This is a genomic window from Xenorhabdus beddingii, from assembly GCF_002127545.1.
In the GTDB taxonomy this organism is placed as follows: Bacteria; Pseudomonadota; Gammaproteobacteria; order Enterobacterales; family Enterobacteriaceae; genus Xenorhabdus; species Xenorhabdus beddingii.
This window is the reverse complement of sequence record NZ_MUBK01000004.1, coordinates 71,933-88,802: the sequence shown is the minus strand read 5'-3', so window position 1 is coordinate 88,802 and position 16,870 is coordinate 71,933. Positions and strand designations below refer to the sequence as shown.

Genomic DNA, 16,870 nt, shown 5'->3' with positions numbered 1-16,870 from the left:
CTTCATGAGCTGTACCCACCCGAAGAAAAATTATTTGATACTGGGATCTACTGAATTGGATTCTTGATAAAATATTATTTGAAGATATATCGGGGCATACATGATGTGGTCATATATTCATTCCTTATTCCCTCCGGGAACAAACAAGTAATCAAGTCAAATTAACTATTTTGTTACTCTATTTCATGTGCGATAAAGAGATTGTCTCTTTAGGCTTTCTATCGTGCGTTAGTTGAAAAACTAATAATCGAACCAAGCCTGCTTCAATCAATGTACATGATTTTCTATACCCAGTAGATTTTAAGTTACGTATGATCAATCACGCCGATATGATCAATCAATAGCTTGAATAATTAAGGGTTTATTTATCCATTTGATGTAATGGAGAATACTATGTTTTTAACATCTATTGGCATCCATTTGCTATCTGCACTGTGCCTTGGGGCTTTGATTGGAGCTGAACGTCAATGGCGTCAGCGTATGGCAGGATTGAGAACCAATGCTTTGGTGTCAACGGGCGCGGCGGTTTTTATTATTTGTTCAATGACGGCTTCTGCGGATAGCCCCGGACGTATTGCGGCACAAATTGTCTCTGGAATTGGTTTTCTTGGTGCTGGTGTTATTATGCGCCAAGGAATGAGTATTCGTGGTTTAAATACAGCCGCAACATTATGGTGTTCGGCAGGCATTGGGGTATTGTGTGGACTGGGGCAATATTGGTCAGCCTGCATAGCAACTGCCATTATTCTTTGCGCGAATATTTTATTGAGAGAAGCCGCACAGCGAATCAATACTCAGCCTTCTCAGCAAGCGTTGGATTTAGAACAACGTTATAAGATCCATATTATTTGCGCCATAGATGATGAAATTTTGGTCAGGACTTTGATTTTACAGGCCCTGAATGGATTAGCGGTTAGATTGCAGTCATTGAGCAGCGCAGATGCAATTCAGTCCGGCAGACTTGAAGTTTGTGCGGAAATATTAGCGACTCCGGCAGAGCAAAAAGAAATTGAGTCGATTGTGTGTCGAGTCAGCCTGGAAAAAAGTGTCACTGCAGTGAATTGGAGAATTGCTGCTGAGTTGCCCGCTTAGAATAATTTTTCATGACCAATTCAATATTGTTATATGGAGATTATTTTTGCAGAAAGGGCTAACGGCTAACGAACACACTGACTCAAAACAAAATTATTCTCCAACATTATTTAGATATAGAGGGCAGGGAAGATACCTCTATACTCTATTGGAATTGGCTAGGCAGTGTTGACTAAAATGGTATCAGAAACCTAATGGGGCAAGCGATTTTTAGGTATGAGAGCGGAAATTCAGGCATCAATTTTCTCCGCAGCTACAGAAAAATTGATGAGTTACTGTTTGGTTTTGTCGACTGCAATGTGTTAATTTTTGTACATAATTTGTATGAAAATCATCAATTATCCTGTAAATATGCCGTTGAAGAAATGCTATCAGTTTGCTCCCATATAAGGATAAAAGAGAAAATTATTCCTCTCACTGAAGAAAGTTGCAACAATCTAATAGAACGGGTTAGTGACTATAACGAACAAGGTTTCAGGGTGTTAATCTTAGCGGAACGGGAGTTAAGTACTGGTGAAGTGAAACAGTGGCTTTCTGTTGTTGAGAGAAAAAAAATGACACCGCAGGGTTTATTAACATTTTTCAATCCATCCAAAGAGAGTACTGCAATGGCTATTGTGGTATTAAGAAAAAATAGCATTTAGGTTAAGATGCTTACCGGAGATAATCCTGCCATTATGGCTAAAGTTTGTCACAATGTGGATTTAGATTCTGGAAATATTCTTATCGGCCCTGATATTAAACCAATGAGAGATAAAAACCTTTCAAAAGAAGTGGAATTGGGAACAATCTTTTGTCGTTAACCCCCTGCAAAAATCACGCATTTAAAATCATTACAAAATAATGTTCATAGGATTGTTTTGCCGGGTGATGGAATAAATGATGCACTGGCATTAGAGGATACTGACGTCGGAATTTTAGTTGATACAGGCATGAGTATCACAAAAGAATCAGCAGATATCATTCTGTTTAAGAAAAATCTGATGGTATTAGAAGAAAACTCATTAAGGAAAGGTAAACGTTTGGGAATATCATTAGGTATTAAAATATGATGATTAGTTCAAATGTCAGAAACGTATTTTTTATATTGATTGCCAGTGCATTTATTCCATTTTTACCAGTGTTAGCCATTCATTTTCTTGTACAAAACCTAATGTACGATATTTAACGGCATCTTTGTCGTAGAACAAAACGGATAAAGATTTTCTAATAAAGACGCCATAAATGGATGCACAGAACATTGGGAACTTTATGTTCTGAGGCTGATCTACATCTTCCATTCCTCTCGACATCACTGTATACGTGGTGATTTAGTCTGTATTTGCAGCGAATAGTGTGAAATTTCAAGCCTTGTTTCAATCTGAATGAATTGTGGGAAAGTATCGTCACCGGTCTTGATTGTACATATATTGCGCGCACGAAAAATTCTTTTCATACAAGATTACAAGGTATGATGCGTTACCTGTTTTATTAATGACACTAATAATGGGACTAGGTATTTACAGTTCATTTTTTCCTTTTGCTACCCTAATGGGGTTACCGTTATTGCCATGAAAATATTCTTTATGGCTAATTGGATCACGAATACATGACAGTGTCATTGCTCAAATGATTGAGTGATTTCACATTCATCGATTTGGTGGATGGTTGCAAATAATTCTCATTAATTACTATCTTATTCTGTGTGGATTAAAGAAAAACCCACATAAAAAGTGCGTATTAAAAAGCCTCATCATAACGAATTTTTTGCAGATATTTAGAATAGGTATTGATGTTATTCTTTAAATATGAACCTCCTATCACAATATAAATGAACTTAATGAAGTAATAGAGTTATTTTTACCTGTTATTTTTTTTATTTGAAACGCCAATTTAAATGACTTATTGTGGTTTTAATTTAAAATTAAATGGGTTAAATTTCTTTTTAATATTTGCTTTTATATCTGCATTAATTTCTTTTTATTCAAAATACCCATTATTCTTTTAATTGGGTTTTATGCCAAAATAAATTATTGCTAAATTTGCATTTGGGAATGATTTTGTATCTAAATTTTTTGTTATTTAAGTAAATTAATTTTTAGTCAATAGGCCACCTTGCTTTTGAATTGGGTTATCAGTTTGTCCGTTTTGGCATGGGAACAAAATCATTTGTTATTCTTATCATTTGTGAGCCATAAGGGAAATAAATTGATTAATTTTACTTATATTATGTGTGTATAAGCTAGCCAATGAGAAGAAATAATCACCAGAGGGCATTTAGTTAAATTTATGTCACAGGCAGGCTATTTTGGGGCTTTTTTAGATTAGATAAATTTATTAGTGAGCGTGACTGGAAAAAGCCTTGGTAGCTCTTGAGAGACGTGCATTTTGTTGAATTAGCAAAGCATTGCTGGTTGTGTTTACGGAGAGGGAAGGATAGAGATGTTTTTTTATTTCAATATCATACTGTATTTTATCTTATTTTTGTGATCTGTGTGATATTTGACTTCAAAGTAGGGGAAATGCCCCCTTTCTTCTGTTTGAAAATGATACGATCGTAAACTAAAAATGATCAGACTGGTAGCTTTTTAATAACTAGTATTCACATAAAATTAATAAATTTGGCATAAGTATGATCTAAATCAAGTTATAGTGGAAGATGAGTACCTACCTGCATTATCAAGAGGCAAATTTTATTAAGATATTGGTAATTTTACTCAAGGAAAGATTTTTTATCGTTATTTTGAATTTATAAGTTTAATAGATCGCACAAAACAAAAAACAATCCCTAATATTTTTATTTAAATAATTTAACTTATTAATTGTAGACTATTTCTCGTTTTTTGTTGCTTGAATAGTTAATGAGCTAGAATCATAATAAAAAGAGGTAGTTTTGTGATCTGGATCACATAGTATTTAAAATGACATATATTGTCCGTTGTATAAGTTGATGATTCAGGAGTAAAGTTAATTAGCATTAAGAATATTCTTAATCAATTGTGGCAAGTGCATTACCCAGATGACGCAATAATACTTTCACAACCCATTACCGAAATATTTTAGAAATTGGGCGATCCCAAGAGTAATACAAAGGACAGTTACTGCTCTGGCTAAAGATGTATATTTCAGTTATGTCGGAGATTATTGAATCTCATGCTACTGGTAATTTTGTCGTGAGTGATTCTTTGATCACTTAATTTAATTTTTTCATGTAATCGGACGGGATATATAGAAATGAGTACGGTTGAATTGCTCAAACATATTTATGACATAAATTTATCGTATTTGCTTTTAGCACAACGGCTAATTAACCATGAGAAAGCATCTGCGATGTTCCGTTTAGGTATTAGTGAATCGATGGCTGATACGTTGGCCGAGCTGACATTGCCTCAGTTAGTAAAATTAGCTGAAACAAACCAACTGATTTGCCATTTTCGGTTTGAAGACCACGAAACCGTACAGCAGTTAACGAAGGAATCGCGGGTGGACGATCTGCAACAAATTCATACAGGTATCTTGCTGTCTACTCATCTTTTTCAGCAGTTATCCGCTCAGGATGACACTTCAATCAAGAAAAGAGCGTAAAGATGGTTGAAAAAAGTATTGTTCAGGAAGCGAAAGATATTCAGCTGGCAATGGAACTCATCACTTTAGGCGCGCGGTTACAGATGCTTGAAAGTGAAACGCAACTAAGCAGAGGCCGGTTGATCAGGTTGTATAAGGAGTTGCGGGGAAGCCCTCCGCCTAAAGGGATGCTCCCCTTTTCGACGGATTGGTTTATGACTTGGGAACAGAATATTCATTCGTCAATGTTCTACAATGCTTACCGTTTTCTGTTGAAAAGTAGGCATTGCGGGGGGGTCGAGGCGGTTGTAAAAGCCTATCGGCTATACCTTGAGCAATGTCCTCCAAGTAGTGAGAGTGGGCCGGTTTTGGCATTAACCAGAGCCTGGACACTGGTTCGTTTTGTTGACAGTGGTATGTTGCAGCCAACAGAATGTCGTTGCTGTGGTGGAACTTTCATCACACATGCCCATCAACCGGTAAATAGCTTTGTTTGCAGTCTTTGCCAGCCACCTTCACGGGCAGTAAAAAAACGTAAACTTTCCCCTCAACCTGCCGATACTAATTCACAACTGCTGGATGGATTTGCTCAGCAAGCTATGTGAATTTAAATGAGAAAGTAAAACTCAGGTTACAAGTTTTGATATAAAACTTGTAACCTGCTTTCACATCCTTCTTCATTTATCTGTTCGCCCTGTGCAAATCCCATCTGCTCACCAACTTAGCTAAAGGATATCGCGTGTTAGTACTTTTAGGATATATCGTGGTTTTTGGTGCGGTAATTGGTGGCTATCTGCTTGTCGGTGGTCACATGGGCGCACTTTATCAGCCAGCGGAATTTTTGATTATTGCAGGTGCGGGGATCGGCGCTTTTATCGTGGGCAATAATGGCAAGGCGATAAAGGCAACACTGCGTGTCTTACCAAAAGTATTGCGCAGATCAAAATACAACAAGGCAATGTACATGGATCTGATGGCATTGCAATTCCGCTTGTTGTCCAAATCTCGCCAGCACGGGTTTCTTGCTTTGGAACGGGATATTGAAAACCCACAACAAAGCGACATTTTTACACAGTATCCTCGTTTGTTGAAAGATCGGTATTTGATGGATTTCATTACTGATTACATGCGCTTAATCATCAGCGGTAACATGAATTCCCATGAAATCGAAGCCTTGATGGATGAAGAAATCGAGACTTACGAACAAGAGAGTGAAATTCCAGCCACCAGTTTGGCGATGGTCGGGGATTCCCTGCCTGCATTCGGGATTGTTGCTGCCGTCATGGGGGTTGTTCACGCCCTGGGATCTGCAGATCGCCCGGCAGGAGAATTGGGTGCCCTGATCGCGCATGCCATGGTGGGAACATTCCTTGGTATTTTATTGGCTTACGGTTTCGTTTCTCCGCTGGCGACATTACTTCGTCAACGCAGCAGTGAGCAGGTCAAAATGTTGCAATGCATCAAGGTGACACTGCTTTCCAGTTTGAATGGTTATGCACCACAAATTGCGGTTGAATTCGGTCGCAAAACGTTATTCCTCACCGATCGCCCTTCATTTACAGAACTTGAAGAGCACGTTCGTCGGGTTAAAGCCCCAGTACAGCAAGAAGTTGAAGAATAATTATGAGTGCGAATAATGTTTCTGTCGTCAGAATAAAAAAGCGTAAAAAACATAAAAAACATGATTCGAGCCATTCTGGAGGGTCATGGAAAATTGCGTATGCCGATTTCATGACTGCAATGATGGCATTCTTTTTGGTTATGTGGCTGATATCGATCGCCAGCCCACAGGAATTGACCAGTATTGCAGAATATTTCCGTACCCCCTTACAAGTTGCAATCAACAAGGGTGAACGAAGCAGTGATAGCTCTAATCCAATCCCAGGGGGAGGGGATGATGTTTTCCAGCAGGAGGGTGAAGTTTTCCGTCAATCCAAACTGGTTGAAACCAATGAGGAAAATCGCCGCCTGAATCGGTTGCACCAGCAACTTGATCAACTGATTATCACCGATCCTCGTCTTAAAGAACTGCGCCCGCATTTATTGATTGACATGATGGATGAGGGATTACGCATTCAGATTATCGATCGGGAAAACCGTCCGATGTTCATGGTTGGCAGTGCAAAGGTTGAGAATTATATGAGTGATATCTTGCGGGCAATTGCGCCGATCTTGAATGATATTCCCAACAAAGTCAGCCTTTCTGGTCATACCGATAATTTGCAGTATGTCAATGGTCAGCGAGGTTACAGTAACTGGGAACTTTCTGCTGATCGTGCCAATGCGTCAAGGCGGGAATTGCTGATGGGTGGTTTGGATGAAGTCAAAATCCTGCGGGTGGTAGGTATGGCATCCACGGTGAGCATGCAAAAGGGAATTGATCCGAATGCACCGGTTAACCGTCGTATCAGTATCATTGTACTGAATAAAGATACAGAAAAAAGAATTGAGCAGGAAAACAGTGGCGGTAACGCCATGACAGCCAACGATAGTATGGATATGCAAGAAGTCATCAGAATGGATTCGAATGAGGGAACGCCTGTTCAGCAGCCCACCGAACAATCCCATGTGATCATAAAACATGAAATCACAATATCGGAACAGCCATCGGCTGAACCGCCCAGTGATACTAAGATGGCAGAGTAAACGACGATGGATATTACCGCGTTTTATCAGACTTTCTTTGATGAAGCAGATGAATTATTGGCCGATATGGAACAGCATTTACTGCTGCTCAACGCCGATGAACCCGATCATGAACAGTTGAATGCCATATTTCGGAGCGCCCACTCGATTAAGGGAGGCGCTGCGACTTTTGGCTTTACCAAACTGCAACAAACCACGCATGTTTTGGAGAATCTGCTCGACAGTGCCAGACGTGATGAAATACGCCTGACCATTGATATTATCAACCTGTTTTTAGAAGCGAAAGACATTATGCAGCAACAATTGGATGCCTATAAAAGTTCTCAGGAGCCGGATGAAGATACATTCAATTATATTTGCGAGACATTGCGTCAGCTTGCATTAGAACTACAGGAAGAGCGGCAGGAAGAGGAACTTTTTGCAACAGCTTCTGCAAGTCAGGCTGAACCCGTTATAGAAGAAGTGGTAAACGAAGTCGGGGAAAAACAGACAACAGCAGAAGTTCAGGTAAAAGAGAGTCAGGTAGAAAAGTCCCCTTCTGCGGCAGATAAATCTAACCATGGGGGGATCCGTGTTCATTTATCTGGACTGAAAGAGCGCGAAGTCAGTTTAATGAAGGATGAATTGGGGCATCTTGGTGATATTTATGATGTCGAACAAACTTCAAATAGTCTTGAAGCGTCATTGATCACCTCTGCGACAGAAGATGATATTACAGCCGTACTCTGTTTTGTGATCGAGCCCGAGCAAATAACTTTTTTACCCACGAATGAAATAGAGCCAGAAGATTCAGAGACTGGGAAAGAACAAAATGCTGCAATAAAGCCGGAAGTAGCAGAAAATACGGTAGAAAACACCACGGAAAAAAATACAACGGCAGAGACTACCGCAGCAGCAAATGCGATAACGACCCCTAATCCACCGCCGACCCATGCCCCGAAAAAAACAGATGTACGTGAAGTTGGGCGGCCAGCACCACGCCCGGCAGCGGGTTCACCACGTCAACGCGCAGAATCCTCCAGTATTCGTGTTGCAGTTGAAAAGGTTGATCAACTCATCAACTTAGTGGGTGAATTGGTCATTACCCAATCGATGCTGGCACAGCACTGTAATGGTTTGGAACCGACAAAACACAGCGAATTGCTGAGTTGTATGGCTCAATTGCAGCGAAATTCCCGCGATTTGCAAGAATCCGTTATGTCTATCCGCATGATGCCGATGGAATACGTTTTCAGCCGTTATCCACGTTTAGTGCGCGACTTGGCCGGAAAACTCAATAAAAAAGTGGAACTGACGCTGATCGGGAGTTCAACCGAATTGGATAAGAGCCTGATTGAGCGGATTATCGATCCTCTTACCCACTTGGTACGCAACAGTCTTGACCACGGCATAGAAAGTCCGGAAAAACGCCTCGCAGCCGGAAAATCGGAAACAGGCAATTTGACCTTAGCGGCTGAACATCAGGGTGGAAACATCTGTATTGAAGTCATTGATGACGGCGCGGGCCTAAACCGTGAGAAGATCTTGGCAAAAGCACAATCTCAAGGGTTGAATGTCAGTGAAAACATGAGCAATGAAGAAGTGGCCATGCTGATTTTTGCTCCAGGGTTCTCTACTGCGGAAGTCGTCACGGATGTTTCTGGCCGTGGTGTCGGCATGGATGTCGTGAAACGCAATATTCAAGATATGGGCGGACAAATTCAGATCAACTTCCAGGAAGGGAAGGGAACCGTCATTCGTATTTTGTTGCCACTGACATTGGCAATATTGGATGGCATGTCGGTCAGAGTTAATGAAGAAGTTTTCATTCTGCCATTGAGCGCAGTGGTCAGCTCATTGCAACCACAAGAAGAAGATATTTACCCATTGGCGGGGGATGAAAAGTTGTTGCAAGTACGCGGTGAATATTTACCGTTACTTGAACTGTACCGCATATTCGATATCCCGAATGGGGAAACCGATCCAACGAAAGGCATTGCTGTCATAGTGCAGAGCGCCGGGCGCCGTTATGCACTATTGGTGGATAAACTGGTGGGGCAGCATCAGGTTGTGGTTAAAAATATTGAAAGCAATTACCGCAAAGTGCCGGGAATTTCGGCGGCTACCATCATGGGGGATGGTAGCGTGGCACTCATCATTGATATTCCTGCTTTGCAGAGACTCAACCATGAACAACTGGCTGAACGCAAAGTAGAACTGGTGAATAACAAATAACACAGTAAAAGGTAACATCATGTCAGCCATAGAAGAATTCAATAAATTATCGGGGGAAACGACCGGAAGGGAATATCTGGTTTTCACCTTGGGTGACGAAGAATATGGAATTGAAATACTGAAAGTACAGGAAATCCGTGGTTATGACCATGTCACCCGTATTGCAAATACTCCTGCCTTTATCAAAGGGATCACCAACCTGCGTGGAGTGATTGTTCCTATCATCGACCTGAGGATCAAATTTTCACAGGAAGATGTGACTTATAACGATAATACCGTTGTTATTGTCCTGAATTTACTTAACCGTGTCGTCGGGATTGTCGTTGATGGCGTGTCTGACGTGCTATCTCTGAAAGAAGACCAAATCTGCCCTGCACCCGAATTTGCGGTTACATTATCAACAGAGTATCTGACCGGACTTGGCTCGCTTGATGAACGAATGTTGATTCTGGTTGATATCGAAAAACTTCTCAACAGCGAAGAAATGGCATTGGTGGATTCAGTCGCTAAAGGTTGATGTTTTGAGTCTGATGTCTTAGGTCTATGTTTTAGGACTAATGTTTTAGGGCTAATGTTTTAGAACTAATGCTTTAGGGCTGTTGCAATAAAAAACAGCAGCCCTTTTGTTCTAGATCAAAAAAATGCCGTAAAAAATCAATTTTTAGAATTACGCATAAAGTTCCCTTTAAGTGTGCCGATAACACTGGCATAGAAATTTATTACAAAAGGGAAGTTATGTTTAACCGAATGAAGATAGTGACGGGACTTATCTCAGTCATCATATTATTTGGTGTTCTGCAACTTATCTCCGGGGGATTGTTCTTCAAAGGGTTGAAGAATGATATAGAAGCCTTTGAATTAATAGATAAAATGCGAGAACAGCAAATCTATCTGGATGAAAGCTGGGTTAACCTGCTGCAGGCCCGTAATAACCTGAACCGTGTTGCCGTCATCTATGTGATGAAAAATCGCGGTGTTGAAGGTAGCTATAAAGTTGATGATGCTTTATCAGAAGCCAGGGCCAATATTGCCCGTGCTGAGCGACTCTTCGAAAAATATGAACAGACTGAAAAATTGTCTTTTTATGATCAAGAACATCTGCAACGCTTGAAACAGACCCATAATGATTACCTTAATGCGCTTAAAGAGTTAGATAACATGCTAGCGCATAGCAAGTTTGAAGAATTTTTTCTCCATAAAACAACGGATTATCAGGATGCGTTTAATGTGGAATTTAACTTTTATCTATCCCAGAGCGCAAAATTCTATGATCAGGTATCACAGGAAGCTGACAAAGCTTACGACAATATCATTGTTTCATTGATCTTTGTGATGGTTCTGCTGGCTGTGGTTATGGTGATAAGCTGGATTGGGTTGCGCAAGGCATTGATCGATCCGCTGCACAAACTGCTGGATAGTATCAAAGCGTTTTCAAAAGGTGATTTGACCCAGGCTATCAGTGTGTCTGGCACGAATGAAATGGGGATGCTGGCAGTTGGTCTGCGACATATGCAGGAAGAACTGATCCAAACCGTCAAGAGCGTCCATCAAAGTACCGAAACCATTTATACCGGGACCAGCGAAATAGCTGCAGGTAACAACGATCTTTCTGCCCGCACCGAACAACAGGTCGCTTCTCTGGAAGAAACCGCTGCCAGCATGGAACAGTTGACTGCAACGGTAAAACAGAATGCTGATAACGCTCGTCAGGCCAGCAATCTGGCTGACAATGCCTCCGATATCGCTCGTCAGGGCGGCAAAGTCGTGGCGAATGTCGTACAAACCATGCACGAAATTTCAGACAGCTCCCGCAAAATCTCTGATATCACCGGTGTGATTGATGCCATTGCTTTCCAGACCAATATTCTTGCCCTTAACGCTGCGGTGGAAGCTGCCCGTGCCGGTGAGCATGGACGTGGTTTTGCCGTGGTTGCCGGGGAAGTTCGCAATCTGGCCCAGCGCAGTGCGGAAGCAGCCAAAGAGATCAAAGCACTGATTGAAGATTCGGTAAACCGTACTGACACCGGTTCCGTGCTGGTGGAAAGTGCCGGCGAAACCATGAACAAAATTGTCGATTCTGTTACCCGCGTGACTGACATTATGGGGGAAATCGCATCGGCTTCTGATGAACAAAGCAGAGGGATCACGCAAGTGGGTGTTGCCATTTCCGAAATGGATCGAGTGACACAGCAGAACGCGTCATTGGTTGAACAGTCTGCTGCCGCTGCTGCGGCATTGGAAGAGCAGGCCATGATATTGACCAAAGCCGTTGCGTTGTTCCAGCTACCGGAGCAGGCAGAAAGGATGCCGCCTGAAAAAAGAAAACATGAAGTTTCATTGACGAGTAAATCGTCAACTCCTCCAGCTAATAAAACGAATTCTCCCGCACTGAAGAAAGGCAGTAATGTGGAAGACCCATCTAATTGGGAAACATTCTAAAAAAATAATAGCGATAACCACGGCTGCATTATGCAGCCGTTAAACGAGGTGATTACATGTTAGGCAGGCTTCGCATATCAACCAGTTTGTATCTGTTATTGATGATGTTTTGTGTTATGCAAATTATTTCAAGTGGTTTGTCTCTGGGAATAATTCATACGGACCAGTCATATATCGAAAGAATTGATTTGGGAACTCAACGGAGAGATACCCTGGGCTTGAGTTGGGCAGCAATGTTGCAAACGCGTAACACTCTGAACAAAATCGCAATTGCTCATAAAGTGGGCCAGCCACAAACACAGATAGAGGCAATGGAGGCGTTACTTAAAAGCTCACTGAATGAAGCCGACAGGAGTTTTGCTAAATTCAGCTCATTACCCCGGATAGAGCAAACGGACACGAGTGCAACGTTATTGGCTTCAGTTGAACATGCTTATCAAGAATATATCAACGCCTTGAAAGAGCTGAAAACGTATCTCTATGAAGACAATTTTCAGGCTTTTCTTGATCAACCTACAGAAGATTACCAGCGTAAGATGGAAATCGCCTATAAAAATTATATGCAGTACCTCGGTGCAAACATTAATTCAGCGGTTTCTGATGGCGAGTTTTACTACAAAGTCTCCATAGCCATGTTCTTTGGCGCTATCCTGATGGTGTTTGTGGTTTCGGCAGCGGCGCATTGGTGGCTACGGCGCAACCTGCTCAGACCATTTTCGAACATGAGGGCTTGTTTCCAGGATGTGGCAGAAGGGCGTTTGGATAAAGAAGTTGCTGTCACGACTCAGGATGAAATAGGCGATATCTTCAGAAAACTGCGTGACATGCAGAAATCATTAATCAAATCTATTGCATCTGTGCGTGAAAATACCAACCAAATGTATTCGGGTATTCAGGAAATCACTCAGGGCAATACAGATTTATCATCACGTACAGAACAACAGGCCGCCTCATTGGAAGAAACGGCTGCCAGCATGGAAGAACTGACCGTCACCGTCAAGCAGAACGCTGAAAATGCGCGTCAGGCGAGTGAACTGGCGGTATCAGCCTCCCAGACCGCGTCGAAAGGTGGAAAATTGACCACGAGTGTTGTGGCAACCATGGATGAAATTGCCAACAGTTCGAAAAAAATCAGTGCCATTATCAGTGTCATTGATGGCATTGCCTTCCAAACCAATATTCTGGCATTGAATGCCGCTGTTGAGGCTGCGCGGGCGGGTGAACAGGGACGTGGATTCTCTGTCGTTGCCGGTGAAGTCCGTGACTTGGCACAACGAAGTGCTGAGGCAGCGAAAGAGATCAAGACCTTAATTGATGAATCTGTTCATCGCGTTAACCAAGGGTCGGAACTGGTGAATAATGCGGGGCTGACTATGGATGAGTTGGTTAAGGCTGTCAATCAGGTTACTGATTTAATGGCTGAAATTGCTGCGGCCTCCGATGAGCAAAGCCGTGGTATTCATCAGGTTGCCCAAGCCGTTAGTCAGATGGATCAAGTCACACAACAAAATGCAGCATTGGTGGAACAATCTGCGGCAGCCGCGGCAGCTCTTGAAGATAAAGCAGACATATTGGTCAAAACCGTTGCCCAATTTGAACTGCCCAGGAGCTTGGAAAATGAATATGATCATCAGGCCCCTTCTGCATCAAACGAGACCGATGAGTATGTTGTAAATCAAATACGCTGAGGTCAGATGAAAGCCAATTTAATAGCTTCAGAGACTGATGCTACTGCACCGCTGAACTTTATGTTTCAGCGGCATGCTTTGTCGGATGCGCAATTTGAGCGTATCTGCCAGTTTATCTATCAACGGGCTGGCATTGTACTGGCAAAAAATAAACGTGAGATGGTTTACAACCGCTTAGTCAGGCGGCTTCGTGTATTGGGACTCAATCATTTTGGTGAATACCTGTCGATTCTGGAACAGGATAGCCACAGCCATGAATGGGAACTCTTCATCAATGCATTAACGACCAATCTCACGGCATTTTTCAGGGAAGTCCACCATTTTCCCATTCTGGCGACACATGCCAGCAAGAAAAATGGAGGGACATACCGCGTTTGGAGTGCAGCCGCTTCAACGGGGGAGGAGCCATATTCTATTGCTATGACCTTGTGCGATGCACTGGGGCATCGGTCAAATCGGATAAAAATCATTGGCAGCGATATTGATACCAGTGTGCTGGAAAAAGCCCGGCAGGGTGTTTATCGCTTGGAAGAATTACAGTATCTGAGTGAGAGCCAAAAGAAAAAATACTTTTTCAAAGGTGTTGGTCTCTTTGAAGGCTATGCCAGAGTGCGCCCTTTACTGGCTGAAATGGTGAGTTTTCAGCACTTGAACCTGTTGGATTCCGAGTGGGCACTCGAAGGTAAGTTCGATGCAATATTCTGCCGTAATGTCATGATTTATTTTGACAAAAAGACACAAGAAAGGATCTTGCGCCGTTTTGTCACTTTCTTAAAACCGGATGGTTTGCTCTTCGCAGGGCATTCCGAAAATGTCACTCAAATCAGCCGAGAGTTCTACTTGCAAGGACAAACCGTTTATGGTGTCAGTCGGGCAAGGAGGGGTCATGAATAAAATAACTGTTCTTTGTGTGGATGATTCGGCGCTGATGCGTCAAATCATGCGGGAAATTATCAATAGCCACCCTGATATGGAAGTGGTGGATTGCGCTCCGGATCCCTTTGTTGCCCGTGATTTAATCAAAAAACACAATCCTCAGGTATTAACATTGGATGTTGAGATGCCTCGCATGGATGGCATTGATTTTCTTGAAAAATTAATGCGATTGCGTCCTATGCCTGTCGTGATGGTGTCTTCCCTGACAGCAAAAGGTTCGGAAATTACCTTGAAGGCTCTGGAACTGGGGGCGGTGGACTTTGTCACCAAGCCACAACTGGGCATCCGTGAAGGCATGTTGGCCTATAGTGAGATGATTGCCGAGAAAATCCGTGCTGCGGCACAGGCAAACGTCAGTACGATGACATCAGAACCGGTGAATGAAGCGCCGTTGCATTTCAAGCCCTTATTGTCCAGTGAAAAATTGATCGCAGTTGGGGCTTCGACGGGGGGAACTGAGGCAATCAAAAACTTGTTGCAATTCCTGCCCGTGACCAGCCCGGCGTTGTTGATCACACAACACATGCCCCCGGGCTTCACACGTTCATTTGCGGAAAGGCTCAATAAACTGAGTCTGATCAATGTCAAAGAAGCAGAAGATGGTGAACGGGTTCTGCCGGGACATGCGTACATCGCACCGGGAGATTGCCATATGGAACTCTGCCGCAGTGGAGCCAATTACCAAATCATGGTAACCCATGCCCCACCGGTTAATCGCCATCGTCCTTCTGTCGATGTTTTGTTTCGTTCCGTCGCCAAATATGCCGGGCGCAATGCCGTAGGCGTCATTCTGACAGGTATGGGCAGTGATGGTGCCGCAGGTTTGTTGGCAATGAAACAGGCGGGCGCCTATACCCTTGCCCAGAGTGAAGCAAGCTGTGTGGTATTTGGTATGCCACGGGCTGCAATCCAACTGGGCGCGGTGGATGATGTTATGGACATTCAAAAAATCAGTAAAGCCATGCTGGCCAAAATCAGCGTAGGGCAATCGATTCGTATTTAGTCGTTGTTATTTGATATTCATTTTTGCAGCACTGTGCTGTGTTGTTGGGTAAGTAAGATTCGAAGGAGTTTGTATGGCAAGTAAGGATTTAAAGTTTCTGGTGGTCGATGATTTTTCAACTATGCGTCGAATTGTGCGTAATCTACTGAAAGAATTGGGCTTCAACAATGTTGATGAAGCGCAGGATGGGGCGGAGGCATTGACTAAACTTCGTACTTCCGAATTTGATTTCGTTATTTCTGACTGGAACATGCCAAATATTGATGGCCTCGAATTGCTAAAAACAATTCGCAGTGAGGAAAAACTAGCTGCCTTACCTGTCTTGATGGTGACGGCAGAGGCGAAAAAAGAAAACATTATTGCAGCAGCACAGGCCGGCGCCAGCGGTTATGTCGTAAAACCGTTTACTGCGGCTATTTTGGAAGAGAAACTCAATAAAATATTTGAAAAATTGGGGCTCTAAGGAGACAAAATGAGTGTAAATCCAGTCATGCCGAGAGATGAGGCGATCCCGACCAGCGAGATAATCAGTCGTATTGGGCAGTTAACAAGGATGCTGCGCGATAGTCTACGTGAACTGGGATTGGATCAAACTATCGCTCAGGCGGCTGAGGCGATCCCAGACGCGAGGGAACGGCTGAATTACGTTGTCCAAATGACGGCACAAGCGGCTGAAAGGGTGCTGAACTGCGTTGAAGTCGCACAGCCCCGTCAGAACGAATTGGAGGCATCTGCAAAAGATTTGTCCCAACGTTGGGATGAGTGGTTTGCAAACCCAAAGAATTTAGATCTGATCGACGCTCGCACATTAGTCACGGACACCAGAAGTTATCTGAATCTCGTGCCTGATTATGCCTCATTTACTAATGCTCAATTGCTTGAGATCATGATGGCGCAAGACTTTCAAGATCTGACGGGGCAAGTCATCAAGCGGATGATGGAAGTCATTCAGGAGCTGGAAAAACAATTGGTTATGGTGTTAATGGAGAATATGCCCTCTGACCAGATGGCTAAAGCGAAAAAAGAGAACGATAGTCTTCTTAACGGCCCTCAAGTTAACCAAAATGGCACTGGTGTTATTGCCAATCAAGAACAGGTTGATGATTTGTTGGATAGTTTAGGTTTTTGATAACGAGTGATAGTGATTTAACGAATAGAATCTTCAATAGAAATAACCTCTTTTGATCGCGTTTGGGTGAGCCTGATGGCTTGCCCAAACGTTCGTCCTAACTGATTGGCGATATTCTCACTGCCCTTGATCTTCGATATATCAGAATGAAACTGAGTTCACAGTGTTGTTCTATTTATC

The 16,870-nt window shown here is 42.7% G+C and carries 16 protein-coding genes; all 16 read left to right on the top strand.

The window, feature by feature from the left end; genetic code table 11:
• Positions 1–381: 381 nt before the first annotated feature.
• The 16 genes from Xbed_RS03900 (at position 382) to cheZ (ending at position 16,690) form a co-directional block, all read left to right on the top strand.
• Positions 382–1,092 (top strand): MgtC family protein, encoded by a 711-nt coding sequence (locus tag Xbed_RS03900; protein ID WP_086111638.1) that lies wholly within the window; start codon positions 382–384, stop codon positions 1,090–1,092.
• A gap of 194 nt (positions 1,093–1,286) precedes the next feature.
• Positions 1,287–1,736 (top strand): hypothetical protein, encoded by a 450-nt coding sequence (locus Xbed_RS03895; protein ID WP_086111637.1) that lies wholly within the window; start codon positions 1,287–1,289, stop codon positions 1,734–1,736.
• Positions 1,737–1,742: 6 nt separating this feature from the next.
• Positions 1,743–1,895 carry a magnesium ABC transporter ATPase gene (locus tag Xbed_RS03890; protein ID WP_086111636.1) on the top strand — a complete coding sequence of 51 codons (153 nt, stop codon included), beginning with the start codon at positions 1,743–1,745 and terminating at the stop codon, positions 1,893–1,895.
• Positions 1,896–1,952: 57 nt separating this feature from the next.
• Positions 1,953–2,144, top strand: coding sequence for a hypothetical protein (locus Xbed_RS03885; RefSeq protein ID WP_086111635.1), 192 nt, complete (start codon positions 1,953–1,955; stop codon positions 2,142–2,144).
• 2,161 nt (positions 2,145–4,305) lie between these two features.
• Positions 4,306–4,656 carry a flagellar transcriptional regulator FlhD gene (gene flhD, locus Xbed_RS03880; protein ID WP_010847229.1) on the top strand — a complete coding sequence of 117 codons (351 nt, stop codon included), beginning with the start codon at positions 4,306–4,308 and terminating at the stop codon, positions 4,654–4,656.
• A gap of 2 nt (positions 4,657–4,658) precedes the next feature.
• The gene (gene flhC, locus Xbed_RS03875) at positions 4,659–5,240 is read left to right on the top strand and encodes a flagellar transcriptional regulator FlhC (protein ID WP_086111634.1); all 582 of its coding nucleotides are present in this window, start codon (positions 4,659–4,661) and stop codon (positions 5,238–5,240) included.
• A gap of 134 nt (positions 5,241–5,374) precedes the next feature.
• Positions 5,375–6,256, top strand: coding sequence for a flagellar motor stator protein MotA (gene motA / locus Xbed_RS03870; protein WP_086111633.1), 882 nt, complete (start codon positions 5,375–5,377; stop codon positions 6,254–6,256).
• 2 nt (positions 6,257–6,258) lie between these two features.
• On the top strand, positions 6,259–7,281 hold the full coding sequence (gene motB / locus Xbed_RS03865; protein WP_086111632.1) for a flagellar motor protein MotB: 1,023 nt from the start codon (positions 6,259–6,261) through the stop codon (positions 7,279–7,281).
• 6 nt (positions 7,282–7,287) lie between these two features.
• Positions 7,288–9,495 (top strand): chemotaxis protein CheA, encoded by a 2,208-nt coding sequence (gene cheA, locus Xbed_RS03860; protein ID WP_086111631.1) that lies wholly within the window; start codon positions 7,288–7,290, stop codon positions 9,493–9,495.
• A 19-nt stretch (positions 9,496–9,514) separates the two neighbouring features.
• On the top strand, positions 9,515–10,012 hold the full coding sequence (gene cheW / locus Xbed_RS03855; RefSeq protein ID WP_086111630.1) for a chemotaxis protein CheW: 498 nt from the start codon (positions 9,515–9,517) through the stop codon (positions 10,010–10,012).
• Between the two features lie 218 nt (positions 10,013–10,230).
• Complete coding sequence (locus Xbed_RS03850) at positions 10,231–11,934, top strand: methyl-accepting chemotaxis protein (RefSeq protein ID WP_086111629.1); 1,704 nt, start codon at positions 10,231–10,233, stop codon at positions 11,932–11,934.
• 56 nt (positions 11,935–11,990) lie between these two features.
• Positions 11,991–13,622 carry a methyl-accepting chemotaxis protein gene (locus tag Xbed_RS03845; RefSeq protein ID WP_086111628.1) on the top strand — a complete coding sequence of 544 codons (1,632 nt, stop codon included), beginning with the start codon at positions 11,991–11,993 and terminating at the stop codon, positions 13,620–13,622.
• Positions 13,623–13,628: 6 nt separating this feature from the next.
• A complete protein-coding gene (gene cheR, locus Xbed_RS03840) occupies positions 13,629–14,516 on the top strand; it encodes a protein-glutamate O-methyltransferase CheR (protein ID WP_086111627.1) in 888 nt (295 codons plus the stop codon).
• Positions 14,509–15,561 (top strand): protein-glutamate methylesterase/protein-glutamine glutaminase, encoded by a 1,053-nt coding sequence (locus Xbed_RS03835; RefSeq protein ID WP_086111626.1) that lies wholly within the window; start codon positions 14,509–14,511, stop codon positions 15,559–15,561. Before cheR ends, Xbed_RS03835 begins: the two co-directional genes overlap by 8 nt.
• A gap of 73 nt (positions 15,562–15,634) precedes the next feature.
• Entirely contained in the window at positions 15,635–16,024 is a 390-nt protein-coding gene (cheY, locus tag Xbed_RS03830) for a chemotaxis response regulator CheY (protein WP_086111625.1), read from the top strand.
• A gap of 9 nt (positions 16,025–16,033) precedes the next feature.
• Positions 16,034–16,690: a protein phosphatase CheZ gene (gene cheZ / locus Xbed_RS03825; RefSeq protein WP_086111624.1), complete on the top strand. Its 657-nt coding sequence runs from the start codon at positions 16,034–16,036 to the stop codon at positions 16,688–16,690.
• Positions 16,691–16,870: the final 180 nt, after the last annotated feature.